This window comes from Brevibacillus brevis (genome assembly GCF_900637055.1).
In the GTDB taxonomy this organism is placed as follows: domain Bacteria; phylum Bacillota; class Bacilli; order Brevibacillales; family Brevibacillaceae; genus Brevibacillus; species Brevibacillus brevis.
Genome location: NZ_LR134338.1, coordinates 2,872,995 through 2,890,311, shown reverse-complemented (window position 1 = coordinate 2,890,311; position 17,317 = coordinate 2,872,995). Strand labels below are relative to the sequence as shown.

The 17,317-nt window shown below is 50.0% G+C and carries 10 protein-coding genes; all 10 read right to left on the bottom strand.

Annotation, left to right across the window (positions count from 1 at the left end):
* Nucleotides 1-18: 18 nt before the first annotated feature.
* The 10 genes from EL268_RS14045 to EL268_RS14000 all read right to left on the bottom strand — a co-directional run bounded on the left by EL268_RS14045 (nt 19) and on the right by EL268_RS14000 (nt 17,312).
* A complete protein-coding gene (locus tag EL268_RS14045) occupies nt 19-1,320 on the bottom strand; it encodes a CapA family protein (RefSeq protein ID WP_106655458.1) in 1,302 nt (433 codons plus the stop codon).
* Nucleotides 1,321-1,360: 40 nt separating this feature from the next.
* The gene (locus EL268_RS14040) at nt 1,361-2,248 is read right to left on the bottom strand and encodes a MurR/RpiR family transcriptional regulator (RefSeq protein WP_106655459.1); all 888 of its coding nucleotides are present in this window, start codon (nt 2,246-2,248) and stop codon (nt 1,361-1,363) included.
* 188 nt (nt 2,249-2,436) lie between these two features.
* The gene (locus EL268_RS14035; RefSeq protein WP_106655460.1) at nt 2,437-2,991 is read right to left on the bottom strand and encodes a GNAT family N-acetyltransferase; all 555 of its coding nucleotides are present in this window, start codon (nt 2,989-2,991) and stop codon (nt 2,437-2,439) included.
* Nucleotides 2,992-3,151: 160 nt separating this feature from the next.
* Nucleotides 3,152-3,850, bottom strand: a complete 699-nt coding sequence (locus EL268_RS14030; protein ID WP_126435433.1) for a 4'-phosphopantetheinyl transferase family protein — start codon at nt 3,848-3,850, stop codon at nt 3,152-3,154.
* Nucleotides 3,851-3,908: 58 nt separating this feature from the next.
* On the bottom strand, nt 3,909-4,607 hold the full coding sequence (locus tag EL268_RS14025) for a thioesterase II family protein (protein WP_164724477.1): 699 nt from the start codon (nt 4,605-4,607) through the stop codon (nt 3,909-3,911).
* Between the two features lie 198 nt (nt 4,608-4,805).
* Complete coding sequence (locus tag EL268_RS14020; protein ID WP_106655463.1) at nt 4,806-5,858, bottom strand: HAD-IIIC family phosphatase; 1,053 nt, start codon at nt 5,856-5,858, stop codon at nt 4,806-4,808.
* Nucleotides 5,859-5,985: 127 nt separating this feature from the next.
* A complete protein-coding gene (locus EL268_RS14015) occupies nt 5,986-6,831 on the bottom strand; it encodes a 3-hydroxyacyl-CoA dehydrogenase family protein (protein ID WP_174769473.1) in 846 nt (281 codons plus the stop codon).
* A 47-nt stretch (nt 6,832-6,878) separates the two neighbouring features.
* Nucleotides 6,879-7,910, bottom strand: coding sequence for a serine hydrolase domain-containing protein (locus tag EL268_RS14010; protein WP_164724476.1), 1,032 nt, complete (start codon nt 7,908-7,910; stop codon nt 6,879-6,881).
* A gap of 8 nt (nt 7,911-7,918) precedes the next feature.
* Entirely contained in the window at nt 7,919-11,641 is a 3,723-nt protein-coding gene (locus EL268_RS14005) for a non-ribosomal peptide synthetase (RefSeq protein WP_106655466.1), read from the bottom strand.
* Nucleotides 11,642-11,645: 4 nt separating this feature from the next.
* On the bottom strand, nt 11,646-17,312 hold the full coding sequence (locus EL268_RS14000) for a MupA/Atu3671 family FMN-dependent luciferase-like monooxygenase (RefSeq protein WP_164724475.1): 5,667 nt from the start codon (nt 17,310-17,312) through the stop codon (nt 11,646-11,648).
* Nucleotides 17,313-17,317: the final 5 nt, after the last annotated feature.

Genomic DNA, 17,317 nt, shown 5'->3' with positions numbered 1-17,317 from the left:
ACTGCCGCTGTTCCCCCGCTATTTTGAAAGCCTCACGCGCCCAATTCCATCCATGATCTCAATCACTGTGCCATATGGTTCACTCAAAGTCTTGAGCCCCTCCAGGATTGAGGTATCCCCGCTTAATTTCGGCCACCCCATACGATGTACAGGCAGATCAAAGCCTAATTCAATCGGATGCAGCTCCAGTTCGAGCAGCTCACCATCTTGCATTTTCCACAAGGGAATAACCGACTCCCACACCTCTTTGTGCACACAGAGTCCGCGTGTGTAGTTGGCACTCATCGCTTCCAACGCATCTGCCACATTATAAGTGTGGTCTAGGCCATAGTGCTCGTAGAAATCAGCGGGCTGACTCGTAACGGCTTCTGTCTGAAAAATAAAATCTCCCAAGCTGTAAAAGATCGGCCGATTGTTGTAGATTTCAATGCCTCGCAATAAATGGGGGCCGTGTCCTACCACTGCGTGAGCGCCTGCATCGATGCAAGCTTTTGCAAAAACAGGCAAGAAATCAGCTGCAACCTCTTTCGCTTCCCCCTTCATCTCATGAGCGTGAATACTCACGATGACGTAATCAGCCCGCCTGTTTGCCTGCTCAATCGTTTTGACGATTCGGTTCAGATCGCGCGGATGCGGCTGGGTAGTCGTCCCTTCTTCGTCGCTTACCATGAAACGTGCATTTCCGAAGAGAAAGATCTCCTTGCCCGGATCGTTCATGAAGCCTTCCTCGATCAAAAGCTTGTTGAAGGCGTTAATGTCCGTCGACTCCGCAATGGCTTGCAAATCAGCGAGCTTTTCTTCCGTAATGTGGTGTGTCATCACATAGCGCATCGGATTGATCCCTGGTCTGCCGATACTATCCGAACGCTGGTCACCGGCCGCCCACCATGGATGAAAAGTCGACGTCGCTGCGATCAAGGCTACCCTGGCCCCTTCGCACTCAAGATAACGCGGAGCTCCCGCTTCTGCGAGATTTTTGCCTGCGCCAGCATGGACGAAGCTATACTCATTGAGATATCGTTCGGTTGCTTCTAGTCCCCCATACAAATAATCGAGCGTATGATTATTCGCCCAGCCAATCATGTTAAAGCCGTAATCCTTCATGACCTGCAAAACAGAAGGAGGTGACATCGCCCATGTGCCTCCGCTTTGCGCGCTGGGATAGCCCTCGTTATCGTGCACGGTTGTCTCCAGATTGGCAATGCGTACGTCCGCACGGTGTAGCAAGCTGGATACTTCTTGAAAAGCTTGATCCCTGTATGGCAGATTGCGTGTAATGAAGCTGTCGCCAGTCGCTGTGAACCAAATCGGCTTGGTCATTGGCAGGATTCCCCTTTCCCTTTTCTCATTTTTTCTGCTTTCAAAAGATCGAGAAGTCTTCCTCTTCCTCTCCGACAAACGAGTATAGCTTCGAGCTGATTTCATCATAGTGCTGCAATCGTTTCTGGACATTTTCCGCGTCGTGGAGCATGACGCCTTTGATCAAGACATTCAGCATGGAGAATAATGTGGGCATACCGCTAGTGGCAACGGGTTGGGGTGTGGTGATTTTCAGAAGATGATCTGCGACTTGGCTGATGGGAGAGAACTCGCCTTCCGTAATCGCCAATACCTTCGCTCCCAGCTCTTTTGCTGAATGGACCATTGCGACCGTCTCGCTAGGATGACGAGGAAATGAAATCGCAATGACCAGCCATTCTTGATCTCGTTCGGTGAGTAAGTAATCTGCGTTATCAACTGCTCCCGTATACAGATGTGTGTTTCCTTTGATTGCATTCAACGCCGAGAACAACCATTTTGCAGGAATATGGCACCAGCGAAATCCTACCACTACGATTCGGTTTGCCTGGATAATGCTTTTGACCACTTCTTGGAGCAACGTGTAATCAATTTGCTGCAAACCTTGTTGGAGATGCGCAATATCACTCTCCATCACTTGATGTGCGTAATTGCTCTGATCGAGCGTGACCTCGGTGTCTCGATATTTCTGCATCGGCCCCTTCCTTTGGTCTCCTATCAAAAGAGACTTTTTGATTTCTTCCTGAAGCTCTGTGTATCCGGAGTAACCCAATGCATAACAAAAGCGAATGACGGTCGCTTCACTGGTGTTCGTAAACTCCGCGATTTTTTTGGCGGTATGGATCGCAAGTAAGCTTGGCTTTTCAATCGCGATCTTACAGATGATTTTTTGGCTTGCTGTCAGCTTTCCATACTGCTTCCGAATCCGTTCTTTTACGAGTTGTGCCATACTTGAAGCTCCTTTATCATTCTGATTTGTTTTAATTTTGAGAATAGTATATCGTTTGCAATGAACTACTTCAACACTTCTTGAAAAATGTAGCTTATACTTCATTTTGTTGTATGGCAGCCTGAAAAAAGGGACCTCCACCGTTGGAAGTCCCCCTTCTTTTTATTGTTCCATGCTGAGACATTCGGTTAATCAAGCATGAGATACCAATAAATTGCTATCTCATCACTATCTTTATCTAAACCTCTGTAGACGTAGGAATCGAAACCTCCGATGACAAAACCACAACTTTCGTAGAATTTACATGCGCGGACATTATTATTTTGTGTCTCCAGCATGATTCCCGTCATACCGCCATCCTTCGTCCAGCGTTTAGCCTGTTCGATTAGTTTTTTACCGACACCATATCCTCTATATTGCTTATCCACTTTGATATCTTCCACATAGGCATATTTGTTCCAATTTCTTTTCAAAACAATTTGACCCACAACTTGATTATTTACGAGCGCTACATAAATGATTTGATGGGGATTACCGATATAGCTCGAATAATCCTCAACCGTATCTTCTTCAAACTGTTCTTCATCGTAGCTTTTATTCCTAAGAGGTCTCTCCTTCACCGTATATCCGATTCGCTGTCCCATTAGTTGCAAGACAAGGGTAGAGTCCACGATAAAGCTCCCCTCAATGTTTGTACCACACTCATCGTCCCCAGCCCTCAGTTCTCTAATGAAAATATCCATATTCGTCCTCCTATATTTTTATTAGGTGCGAATAGAGATATAAGGGGGACCACGGACTTCAGCATGTAAGATTCGATTCTCTAGATAATTGTACAATCATTGCTTAGCAGGTGCGACAGCTTTTTAATCGGTAAGCCCGTTACCATTCGTTACAACTAATTTAAGGTTCTGGCTTCTTAACTACTAATGAGCACAAACAATCTGGTATCAGTAAATATGTTAAATACTCGTACTTTCCATCCGACACGCATTCGCCTTCCAAGGGTACAGTAAATGACCTAGGAGGAAGAGAAAAGCCTTTTCCTTCTGCTTTCATGACAGCTTCTTTACGTGTCCATATTCGATAAAATGCCTGACGCTTGGCATCTGATGTCAGTTGACTGTTTACAAATTCGATCTCCTTTTCAACAAATACTACTCGCATGACATCGGAAGCGTCATGGTCTGTCCGCTCCACGTCGATACCCACTTTATCCCAAGGTGCAATGACACAAGCAATTACTCCTCTTGTATGCGAAAGATTAAAAAACAGATCTGGCTGAGCCTGTGACGGAATCAAATAGGGCCGACCGTATGCATTTTTCATAAATCGAACCTGATCCGGTTGCAATCCAAGCCGTACGCCTAACAAATTTTTGAGGAATACTCGACCCAAAAGGAATTCGATCCGCTTTTCCTCCACCCGATACGCTTCATAGGTCTTTCGTTCATCATCATCCAAATAGTGCAGATAGTGCTCCATTTCTGAAAGTGTTGTATGATCTGGAATCTCTAGCCAATATAGGTTTAATCCGGTGTTTTCGCCATTATTAAATAACCACTTAGGGGTGCTTTTCACCATACTCCGATGTACAAACAATAATGTTTTCTCCCTCCCCTTGTGGTTTACCTTCTCCTTAACTTTTGGTTCAAGTTAATCATGTAAGTTGATTTTTCACTATCTGAGTGATGTCATCTGTATGATCATTTATAAAGAAGTGCCCTCCGTTAAAATAAACGATCTGACAAGAAGACCTCGTATAGGACTTCCACCCTTCCATGTCCTCAGCATTGGCAATTGTGTCTTTGATTCCACTCAAAATTACGAACGGAACGTCAAGAAGTTCTCTTCCTTCTGGCTGATGATAAGTCTCAACCAATTGAAAATCTGCTCGCAAGACCGGCAAGAACAATTTTAGTAGCTCCCTATTCTCAAGCACTTCTTGTGGGGTCCCCCCCATCTCCACTAGTTCCTTTACAAAATCGTCGTCGGACATTAGATAACGTTTTCTCTCCTCAATTATGTGAGGAGGACGCCGACCGGATAAAAATGCACATACCGGCAAAGGCAAATTCTCCTTCCGAATGTGCTGCATTAATTCAAAGGCAAGTAAGTTACCCATGCTATGTCCAAATAGTGCATATGGTTCAGAAACGCACTCCCGATCTATTTTTTTTATGAGGTCCTCTACAGCATCTTCCAAGCACGTAAAAGGCTTCTCATTAATCCTTGCTCCCCGTCCGGGAAGTTCCATGGGGATAACTTCCACTTGTGGTGAGAGGAGATGTTTCCATTTAAAATAGAAGTTAGCTGAACCTCCTGCAAAAGGAATAGCGAATAGTTTTATCGATTGCATAACTTTGCCCCTTATTTCGGATATTTCCATGCCTTTATGAATTTCAATAATTACGAAAAATAGGTACGAAACTGATTTTGCACAATTAATAACGCACAAGTACACTTGGTTTATCGCTTCATCTCCACAGATAAAGCGATAAACCCTTATACCCATCTGGCTTGACTTGACGTGCTTCTGCTATCGAGTTTACTGGTTCTACTTAAGCTCGATTTTTACATACTCTGGATAGGATTTTAGTACGGAGAAGTCGTTTTCAAAAATGACTTTGTCACCTTGCACTTCAATTTCCTTGAACCCGGAAAACTTATATGTTACGTACATCATGCGGTTACGATCTGTCTTGACGAACTCCGCCTTCAAACGGACTCCATGCTCTTTAGCCATGTGCAACACATGGTTGATGATGATCGATCCGATACCCCGCGACATCACTCGGCAGGACATCAGGAGCAATTTGAGTGTCCACTCTCCCTTCACTGTGCAATCAATCAGAACCAGTCCGATTTTGCCATAGGTACCGAACTTGTCGTTTAATTCCATAATTAGTAGGAGATGGTCTTCTGACTGACGTAGCTCGTCCAATTCTTCATAGGAGTAGGTGTATCCGGTGGTGTTCAACTGGTTTGTGCGAACCGTCAACTCTTCAGCGCGCTGCAGATCATCCTCAGTCACTTTGGTGATCGCCAGGACCATACCAAGGGATGCGAGAAACTCTTCTTTGGGACCAGTAAAGTTTTCTTCGAGCTTGTTTCGCTCGATATCGCTGCGATACATCTGGCGGCGTATCTTCGAATCGGACGTGATAAACTTTGGTTTCATCTCCTGCATGTCTAGCAACCCGGTCAGATCGCCTGCGTCGATGCACATCACTTCCGGCAGTTCGAAAGCCACTTCCTCCCACTCAAACGCCTGATCGTCAATAAAGGCGACCGTATCTAGGCCAATGTTGATCGAGGATACGATAGAACGGATAGACGATGACTTGGAATTCCAATTAATTTGTGGATAGAGGAAGTATTCTCCGAGACCGTATTCTTCAATTTTTCTCCAGGCGATTTCATGTTCGTTCTTGCTTGAAATGGACTGCAAGATGCCTCTTTTGTCCAGTTCTTTGATGATATCCAAGACTCCGTCACGCAGACGTACGTTTTGATCTTCCATGAGGACACCATCCCAGATCGTGTTGTCAAGATCCCAGATGACACATTTTATTTTCTTGTCGGTCTTCCGTGCAGTTGTGGGTTTCATACCACAGTCCCTCCTGTGCTGTCCACCGTTAGGCAGACTTCCCCAAGTTCTTACTTTCTAAAAAACATCAATCGAAAACCACGAATGAACGTGTTGTTATCATCCATAGCAAAAGCCTTCCTGCGCGTTAACTGTAAGTATAAAATCCGCGGCCTGTCTTACGGCCGTGAAGACCAGCTTCCACCATCTTACGCAGCAGGGGACAGACTCGGAACTTGGAATCTTGGTAGCTCTCGTACAGGATATCCAAGGAGTTCACGACCGTGTCGAGGCCTATCAAATCGGCCGTCTCAAGAGGTCCCATCTTATGCCCGAAGCATTTCACAAAGATCTCATCGACATCTTTCGGATCGGCGACCTGATCTTGCACCACGAAGGCAGCTTCATTCATCAAGAGATGTGACAGACGGTTGGAAACAAATCCTGGCAAGTCGTTCACTAAGATCGCTTCCTTGCCCATCGTGGCGAGAAAGTCCATGGTCGCCTGGATGGTGTCCGTCGATGTGTGGTAACCCTTGATCGCTTCCACAGTCGGTTTCATGGGCACCGGATTCATAAAATGCACACCGATCACTCGATCCGCACGCTTCGTAAGTCCGGCAATCTTGGTGATCGAGATGCAGGAAGTGTTGACCAGTAAGATCGTACGCTCTGGACAGACTCGATCTAAGATCGGATACACGCTTTGTTTGATATCCCACACTTCTGGAACATTTTCGACGACCAGATCGGCATCATTCAGACTTTCGTAGTCGGTGGTGAACGAGATTCGCTTCATTACATCACCGACCGGCTCAAATTCCAGGTTATTGTCATAGAACCCCCGGAAGCGCACATTTTGGTAAATTTGAGCTTCCGCCCTTTGCAAAACCTCTGCAGTGAGATCTATCAAAATGACCTGATGGCCGGCCTGAGCAGCAGTTTGTGCTACTCCGGCTCCCATCACACCTGCTCCAATCACTCCTATGCGCATGTTGATCCGCTCCTTTTTTCTGGCTCCCGTTGCAAGTCCGGTACGTTTTACACGGACTCACTGCTTCCATTACCCGCTCTGAGCAACGCGGGCACGATATGCTCGCGGAACAAGCTCAGGGGTAACAGGGAGGATTCGTACAGCTCGCTTGTAATTGCCGCAACCATTTGATAGGCAGGGAGAACGATAATGAATTGACCGCCATAGCCGAGAGCAAAGTAGAACAAATTGGCCCCTTCTAAAGGCTGTTCACGATCTAGTGGGCCGACCCACCAATGACGAGCGTAGTGGCCAATGTTTTCATAGGTCATAAATTGCGGGGTCATCGAATTAGACACCCATTCCTTCGACACGATCTGTTTCTTACCGTACCTACCCTCGTTGAGATACATGATGCCGAACTTGGTCATGTCCAAGGTATGCATCATCATCCCGGAGCCACCGTTGTTGATGCCCTGTGGATCTTCGTGCCAAATGTACTCAGTAATGCCCAACGGTTTGAACAAGTGTTTATCAGCAAACTCGGACGCCTTCATGCCGCTGACCCTCTGCACAATGGCTGTCAGAAGATGCGTAGCGCCTGTGTTGTAGTTCATCCGCGTTCCAGGATCACATTCCAACTCCCGCTCTAGAACGAATCGCACCCAGTTTGATGCGTAAAACATGTGGCTGAACGCTTCCCATTCGCCAAACTCCGGCCAGTGATACCCTGGCGTCATTGTCAACAGATGATTGACCGTGATCGACCGTTTGCGAGGGTCCTGCTCCAACTCCGCATATTTAGGGAAAAAATCGAGGATTGGCGTATCCAGACTCGGGATAAGCTCTTGGTCGAAGCAAATGCCGACCAAGGCCGAGACGATGCTCTTAGTCACCGAGTGGATTTTTTGCGGTTTGCTTTCGATCTTTTTGTTTTTGTAGTATTCGAACACGCAATGCCCGTTCTTAATAATCAGGCAACTGGTGACCTTCTCCTTTTGCAGTCTTTTCTGCCATTTTTCAAGGTGATTCGGGTCAAGCCCCTGATCCTCCGGCTTTGTAAACGGAAAAATAGCAATAGTCTTGCCGTTTGCTTTCATCGTCAGGGTCAACTCCCTTGAACGGACGTGTATTGTTGGGTGAAGTGTTTTATGAACCCGATAAATTGCTTGTGCAGGGTTTGGAGCTTCTCTGCCGCCACTCGGTCTTGATTGACCACCATGCGGAGTTCGACCGTGGCGGCCTGCCATTCGATTCCAAAGTCATAAGGGGCGAGCCTCTCCCCCTCCTCCGCGAACGCTGCGAAGACGGTACCGCGCTCCGCAAGCAGCCGTGCGCGATAAACGTCCTCCCCATCATAAGCAAGGTTAGCATCCGCTTTTACTGCTGCTACCAGGCGAAACAGGTCGCCAAAATTAGAGTGGTGTTCCCTCTCGAAAACCGCTTGACAGGCCTTACCGCTCTTGACGAGATGCAACGCAACGTGAGCGGCTTGTGTCACTTCCGCCAGCACGTAGAGAAACAGACCTTGCAGGATGTCGGTGACATTCGCCCGCTCCAAGGCGGCGATCTCATCCAGTCGCTCCATCAGATCGGAGGTCATCACATACCGGTACGCTATGGTCCCTGTTCCTGCCGCATAGTATTCTCTCGGAAGCAGAATTCCCTTCAACGCCTTAGCACCCGGTGCTTTTACAGTCTCGGTTACCTTATCTGTGAGTTGCGCTATGGTAGCAAACGTAAACAAATCGGCTATTGTCAGCTTGCCAGGAAAGCGCTCTTGTAATTGATTGTGCAGTTGGATCAGTAGGATCGAATTTCCCCCGACCTCAAGGAAATGATCATAAACGCCAAATCTGTCATGCCCGAGCACCTGTGTCCACAGCTCATAAAGGGACTGCTCCACAGCACCAAGCGGTTTGATAGACGCTTCCGAAAATCCAAGTGCCTTACCGCTTGCGCGGAGCACACTTGCATCCACTTTACCGTTGCTCGTATACGGGATGGTGTCCACCTGATAGAAGAAGGCGGGCACCATGTAAGCAGGCAATGTGTCTTGTAAAAAGGTGCGCAAATCCTCCGCGACGAGAGGAACAGCGGCTGTTAGATATGCGCAAAGCTCAACAGGGCGGCCCGGTGTGACACGAGGCAGCACGACCGCCCGGTGAACCCCATTGAATTGGCTCAAGTTGTACTCTATCTCTCCCGTCTCAATCCGGTATCCGCGTATCTTCACCTGATGATCAGCTCGTCCCAGGTATTCCAGATTGCCATTGGGCATCCATCTAGCCAGATCGCCCGTTTTATACAATACATCGCCCGGTAGATAAGGGTTGGATAGGAAACGCTCGGCTGTTAATTCCGGGCGGTTCAGGTAGCCACGTGCCACCCCTTCCCCGCCGACATAGATTTCGCCTGTCATGCCGGGGGGTAGCAAATTCATGCCACGATCCAACACATACAGCGATAAGGTGGGTATTGGACGCCCAATGTTGCAGAGGTTAGACTCAATCTCCACATCATCGATCTCCTTGTACGTCACATGAACCGTTGTTTCCGTGATGCCGTACATGTTGATCAACGTTGTCTGAGGATAGCGGCAGCGCCATTCGCGCAATTGATAGGGTGCGAGCGCTTCTCCGCCAAAAATCACGTTCCGCACGTGCAGGATCTGTTCGGGATGCCTCTTTTCTTCCTCGATTAGCTGGTAGAACATTGTCGGGGTCTGATTAAGGATTGTGACTTTTTCCTTGCTTAGCAGTAGACGAAACGCCTGCGGATCGCGTGCGGCCTCTTTCGGTACGAGAACAAGTCGGCCGCCGTGCAGTAAGGCCCCGTACATCTCCCAGACGGAAAAGTCAAAGCAATAGGAGTGAAACATCGTCCAGACATCATCCGGTCCAAAATCAAACAAGTTCCGTTCGTGGAAGAATAGGCGCACGACGTTGCGATGTTCGACCATGACCCCCTTCGGCAGTCCGGTTGTGCCGGACGTATAGATGACATAAGCAAGATGCTCGGGCTGGGAAGCGGGAGGTGGATTGCTCGTGTCCCTTTCTGTCAGTGCATCCTGCAGCTGCAAAATCTCAATGGACGTTCCCAACGCCTTATCCACATGTTCCCTTTCGGTGAGCAGTACGCAAGCCCCACTGTCTTCCAGCATGAAACGGATGCGGTCCAGCGGATAGTCCGGATCAATCGGTACATACCCGCCGCCGGCTTTCAGCACTGCAAGCATCGCCACGATCATCTCCGGCTTGCGATCCACCATCAGAGCGACCAAGCGATCAGCACCTGTACCCTTTTGTTGAAGTCGTCGGCTAACACGATTAGCCTGCTCGTTGAGCTCCCGGTAAGTCAGGGATTCCTCTCCACATACGACTGCGATGCGGTCAGGTGTTCTGACTGCCTGAGCTTCAAACAGCGAAGTGAGGGTCTCGTGTTCCGGATAGAGGACGAGGTTTTCACGGGCGATGCTCAACTGCTGATGCCGCTCCCGAGTCGAGACCAGCTCCACTTCGAGTAAAGGCTTGTCCAAAGACTGCAGAATGACGCGAACCAAATCTCGAAAATATCGCTCGATCATCGCCGTATCTTCCTCAAGATAGACGAGTGCATTATATGTCATATGAACCTGAAGGGACTCCCCTGGCACAAAGATCACATGAAAATCGTATTGGGTCTGCTCGTAAGTCTCGACATCAGTGATTGTAAATCCCGTCTCGGAGTCACTCGAACCAAGCATTTCTTCATGCAGCAGATAGTTTTCAAACGCGATGATGTGGTTGAATAGATTTTGTTTAAGTGAAGACCTCGAAAACACTTGGTGCAAGGGGAAGTATTCATGGGGGTTTCCTTCCACCGTATTTCGCTGCACTTGCTGCAACAGGTCTGAGAAAGAGATATCGTGACCATCTTTAATACGCACCGGTATCGTATTGATAAAGAGTCCGACCATGCGCTCCACTCCAGGAAGCCCCGCGGGCCGGCCGGCAACCACAGCCCCGAATATCACATCATCAGTGTTGTTACATTTTTGAAGCAACACTCCCCACAGCGTTTGCATGACGGTATAAAGCGTCACTTGCGTTTCCTGGGCGATCTGGTGCAGTTGTTTTGTAACCGTTTGATCCAACGCGAACGATCTCTTGCGCATTTCGAACTTACCTGGCGCGAGGATTGTACCCGTTCGAGGAAGCAAGGCAGGCTGATCATAGCCCTCCACTACTTGCTCCCAAAAGTTGGCGGCTAATGACCTGTCTTGTGCTTCCAGCCACTTGATGTAGTGGCCATATGGGTAGGGCGTCTCCAAAATTGGTTCATTCCCAGCCAGAAGACTCCGGTAGATCTCCGTAAGCTCGTGAAAAATCACGCCCAGACACCAACCGTCCATCAATATGTGATGGTAGGTCAGGATGAGTTTGCAGGCTTGCTCCTCTGTACGAAGGATTGCAGTCCGAATTAAAAGGTCCTTTGTCAGATCAAATCCGCGCTCCAAGTCACAGCGCTTGAACTCGGTGACTGCACGCTCCCGCTCCACCGTCTCAAGCTCACGATAATCCTCCAGCTGAACTTCCGCCTTACGATGACGCAACACAATCTGCAGAGGCCGCTTTTTTTTGTGTGTAAAAATTGTCCGCAGGATGTCATACCGATCAATCAACCGCTGGAAGGCCTCTTGGAACAACTTCGGTTCGATCGTTCCGCAAATACTAAATTCCGTTTGAAGAACATAATCGGTGCTCTTCTGATTCAACAATGACTGAAACAGGAGACCTTCCTGCATAGAACTGAGCGGATAAATATTTTGAATCTCTATTTTTTTTGCCATCGTGTCATCCCTCGTCTTCCAAGCCCAAGTCTGTCAGGGTAGCGGCGACCTCGTCTGTGAGTTCGTCCAACTCCTCGATGGACAGGTCGTTATAATACAGATCACTCGGCGTCAATTCGATCGTTTTACGGCTTGCGCAATGATCAATCAGCATCAGCAGTTGATCCCGATACAGTTCAGCAAATTCACGCACCTGTGCGCGGTCGAACTGCTGGTTATGGTAGTCAAAACTGATCGTCAGAACACTGTCGATCACACGGCCGTTGATCAACAGGGCGTAAAGGCGTTCTGAACGGGGCGAAATCGCACGACCGACTGGCAGATCTGACAGCAACAACAGATCTTGCGGCACCGTCTGGTCGAACTGCCCCAGATAGTTAAACAGAATCTGCGACGCAAGCGACGGTAGCGCTCGTTCGCCTTCGCGCCGGGTCAGGTATTTGAGGACACCGTAGCCAAGTCCCTTGTTGGGGATGCGGCGCAAGCTCTCTTTGATGTATTTGATCTGGCCACCGATATCGTCACCAGTTAATGCGTCGAGCAGTACCGGATACAGCGAAGTAAACCAGCCGACGGTGCGGGAAACATCCAGATCTTCCTCAAACGGTTCCCGTCCATGCCCTTCCAGATCGATCAACACCTGATTCAACCCGGTCCATTGATGGACGGCCCTGGCGAGCGCTGTCAACAGTAGGTCATTGATCTCCGTGTTGTATGCATGGTTGGCGTCTTGCAGAAGTCGGCGCGTCTCCTCTGGCGTGAAGATGACTGTCTCCAGTGCGCTGTCCAACATGCGCGGACCCTCGGCCAAACTCTTCAGGTTGGGAAGAGGGCGCAAATCAGCCCGTTCCAGCGTCATCCAGTAGTCCCGCTCCTGCCAGAGCGCATCGCTTTGGGCGTACTGCGCTAAGCGAGCTGCGTACTCCTGGAAGGACATCGTCTTGTCCCCAAGCGAGACCGTCTCTCCCTGCAACGCTTGCTGATAAGCAATGGAGAAATCACCCAGCAAGATGCGCCACGAGATACCGTCCACCACGAGATGGTGAATAACCAACAGTAGATGATCTCCTACTTGGGTCTTCATGAGAGCGCCTTGAACTAGCGGACCTTTGGCCAAACTCAGTCCGGCCTGCAGGTGATTCGCCTCCCGTTCCATTCTATCCTCCAGATTCAGTTCCGCTCGGAAATCAAATACTCGCCAGCCGAAAATGCTGTCTTGGAAGAGTCTATTGTGTGCTCGTACAGCAGTGCCCTCGCGGACGAACACCATTCGCAGTGCGTCGTGATGTTCTACCAAAGCTTGCAACGCGGCCTTTGCGGCGCGTTCGTCCAAACCGTGGCGACCCTTGATCAGCACGGCATGATTGTAGTGATGAGGGTCGGTCAGATCTTGTTCGAAGAACCAATGCTGGATCGGCGTGAGGGTAACCTCGCCTTCCTCCCCTGCTGAGCACCCATCCACTTTGCGCTCTTTTTTCTGGACAAACAGACTCATTTGTGCAATCGTCGGGTATTCAAATAGATGCTTGATATCTGCTTTGTAGTCGTACTTCATCAGCGCAGACACGATCTGCAAAGCACGAATCGAATCTCCCCCGAGTTTGAAGAAGTTGTCGTGGATACCTATTGGCTGTCGACCAAGCACTTTCTCCCAGATGTCGACGAGGATATTTTCAACTTCGCTGCGAGGTACTTCATAACCTGACTGCGAGGAATTTGTCTCGTAATCGGAAGCCCGTAGAGTTTTACGATCGATCTTCCCATTTGGCGTGAGCGGGATTCGGTCGATCTGGATAAACTGCGTAGGAATCATGTAATACGGTAGGAAACGGCTCAGATGGCTTCGCACCGCTTGCTCCTGCACCGGCTGGTTCGACACCAAGTACGCGCAGAGATACCGCTCCCCTGCTTGATCTTCTCGGTCGAGCACGACAGCTTCACGAATGCCATCATAACGCTGCAACAGCGTCTCAATTTCCCCCGTTTCAATTCGATACCCACGTACCTTGACCTGTTCGTCCAGACGCCCCAATAATTCGATCGACCCGTCTGCTCTAAAACGCCCCAGATCTCCCGTTTTATACAGGTGACCATGTTCGGTGAAGCGGTTTGGCACGAAGCGTTCTGACGTTAATTCTGGACGGTTCCAATATCCTTCAGCGACTCCTTCCCCGCCGATGCAAACCTCTCCGGGTATGCCGATTGGTACGGGTTGCCCGTTCTCGTCCAGGATGTATATCTGCGTGTTGGCGATTGGTGTCCCGATGCAAAGCTGATTATTCTCGCGTGACAGTTCAAACGCGGCCGACCAGACGGTGGTTTCTGTAGGTCCGTACATGTTGAAGAGACGGGCGTCTGTCATCCGTTTCAACTCAGTAGCAAGATCTGACGGGAATGGTTCCCCACCTACAAGGATCGTGCGCAAGGAACGCAGGAATCGGCGAGACCCCTCTTCCTTGACCAGAGCCTTGAGTCGCGACGGTGTGCTCTGCAACATCGTCACCGGACGCATGACCTTTGCTTTGACAGCCGTCTCCTCTTTGAAGGTGGCACGCAGGGTAGCGAGCTGCTTCAGGCCTTGGATCACGTCATCCGGCGCCAGACCAAAATCGACTAGACAGGCGATCTCATCAACTCCGATCGCGGCCAGCCTGCGAACGAGTTGCTCGCAAGACTCCTGTGTTCCAAGCAATGCGGAAGTTTGCCAGTAACGTTCGAATCCGTAGTCGAGCAACGTCTGCATCGTTTCCTCGTCACCCAGTTGGTCGACTGGGACATTCAGGGCCTGTGCGAGGTTGCGAATCAAACTGAGGCTGGAGCGTAGATAGTCGCAAAATGGCTTTCTGACCATGGCTTTCACAACTTCGAGTTCATCACCTATGTATGTATGGAGCATCAGCGCTATGCGTCCGCTGTCGGCCGCATATCCATGTTCCTCCAGAGTGCGTCGATACAGACCGATGTTCTCCGCCAGCTCCTCTGTGTCCTGTCCAAGCAGATGGGTGAGCACGTTGGCTCCGAGCTTGCCTGCTTGGACGAACGTTTCTCGGCTACCGGACGTGGTGACCCAAACTGGCAGTTCGGCCTGCACAGGTCGTGGATACGTCTGTACCTCGATCTGTTGCCCTACTCCATTTAGAACCGACACCTTCTCCCCGCGCCACAACCGTTTGACTTCCTCGATCTGGCGGAACATCTCCTCGTGACGCATCTTGTAGACATCCGGCTGCAAGGCAAAGTCGTCCGCATGCCACCCAGCGGTAAACGACAAGCCTGCGCGACCGTTCGACAAGTTATCGACGACCGCCCATTCCTCTGCGATGCGCAACGTGTTATGCAGAGGCGAGACCACACTGCCCGATCTCAGTTGCAAGTGTTTCGTGACCATAGCCAACGCAGCCGAAATGACCGACGGATTCGGATACAATCCGCCAAATTCATGAAAATGGCGTTCCGGTGTCCAGACTGCTGTAAAACCGTTGTCGTCAGCAAACCGGGCGGAATCGAGCAGCAATTGGTACTTACCGCCCTCTTGAGAGTGATCATAGCTGGAGAAAAAGAACAGAGAGAAATCCATTTTGTTCTGAAGATCCCCCTGCCCATAGCGGTCGAATCGTTCGAACGGCTTTTGCTCCGGCAATATGACCTGTATCCCCCGTGTCAGCGTCCAGAGCTGTTCCAAGACGGAAATGTCAAATGAGAACGTCGTCACAGCAAGCAGCGCGTCATCCTCCTGCGGCTGCACACGCAGATCCATCCCGGCAAAAAAATTGCTGACATTGCGATGTGTGACACATACGCCCTTGGGCTGTCCCGTCGAACCGGAAGTGTAAATAACGTACACCAGATCTCTCGACGTCTGCACGGCAGGCAGGTTGTCCCTCAAGCCAGTGAACAGTTCCTCCCGATCCAGCAGAAGTGATTGCATGGTATCCGGCACTTGGGCCAAAAATGCCGTTTCTGTCAGTAGAAGAGCTGTACCACTGTCTTTCAAAAGATAGTCGATCCTATCTGGGGGAAACTGCGGGTCAATCGGCAGGTATGCGCCACCTGCCTTAAGAATCGCCAGCAGCGCCGCGACCATCTCCGGGCTGGGCTCGGCCATCAGACCGATAATTTGCCCCGGTGTTACGCCAGTAGCGCGCAGACGGTGGGCTAATTGGTTGGCCCGTTCATTCAGTTGTCTGTACGTCATGCTGCGGACGCCTTGTACCAACGCCGTCCTGTCCGGCGTCTTGGCAGCTTGAGCTTCAAACGCTTGATGGACAAGGACGTCCCAGGCGAATGGTACTTCTGTCCGGTTGAACCCGAACAGAATCTGTTCCCGCTCTTCCTCCCCAAGAAAATCCAAGTCACCGATCCGATCATAAGGTCGTTCCATCGCAGCCGTTAGGAAGCGACGTAAGTGGCCGGAGACGCGGCGGACGAACGCCTCTTCATAGACGAAGGCGTTGTAACTCAGTCGAATCGTCAATTCGTCCCCTGTCTCGACGATCAGGTTAAAGTCGTAGTTGGTCTGCTCAAACAACTTCACCTCAAGAATCTGAAACCCAAGTCGCTCTTGTCGGCACGCCTTGGTCAGTGCCTGCACCGGGAAATTCTCAAAGATCAGCAGGTTCTGCAACAACTGCTGCTTCAATTCACTCCCGTTCTGTGATTCACGCAATGGGTAGTGATCAAATGGTTGCGCTTCGATGCTTGCGCGATGAACTTGCTGCAAGAGATCTGCGAACGAAGTCTCTGGGCTGCTCGACACCCGCACAGGGACCGTGTTGATAAAAAGTCCCACCGCTTGCTCAATACCCGGCAGGTCAGCCGGGCGGCCGGACACGACCGTGCCGAACACTACATCATTGGTTTGGTTGTATCGCTGGAGCACCGCCCCCCAGACTGTCTGTATCAACGAATTGAGTGTTACACCCTGATCGTTGGCAAAAGCACGGATCCTCCAGCTCACTTCCAGATCGAATCTGTCAACCAGTTCTCGAGGATCGTAATGCTCCGGTACAGAGGGTCTCTGCTGCGGTACGACGGCTGTCTGCCCATACTCCTCCAACCTTCTACGCCAGAACCTACCCGCCTGTTCCTCATCTTGACGGGACAGCCAATCAATGTAGCGGCTGTAAGGATAGGCACGCACCGCCGAAGTAGGGTCACCATTACGGAGGGCTTCGTAGTTGGCGAACAGTTCTTCCGAGATAATTCCGATGCTCCATCCGTCCATCAAGATGTGGTGGTAGGAGATCACCATCGTGTACTTCTCTGCATGCGTCTGGAGCAGTGCCAAGCGAATCAACGGATCTTTGGACAGATCGAATCGGTGTTCCAACTGACGGAGCTTAAAAGATTCGACTGCGTCCTGTTTTCCGCTCTCCGGCACGTCTGTCAGATCAAGAAACTCCAGATCCTTGGGCCAGCTCGAAAAGACGACTTGCAACGGCCGCTTTACTTTCTCAAATATGAACGTCGTGCGCAACACATCATGACGCTCTATCAACAGATGGAAGCTCTTTTGCAATAAATTGGCATCGAGATCGCCTTCAAGCAAGATCTCATACTGCTGTAAATAGGCACTTGTCTCTGGGGTGAGGAGGGAATGAAACAACATCCCCTCCTGCATCGGTGACAAGTGGTACATGTCTTGTATGTTCTCTTTCTTCAACTTTGTCACTCTCA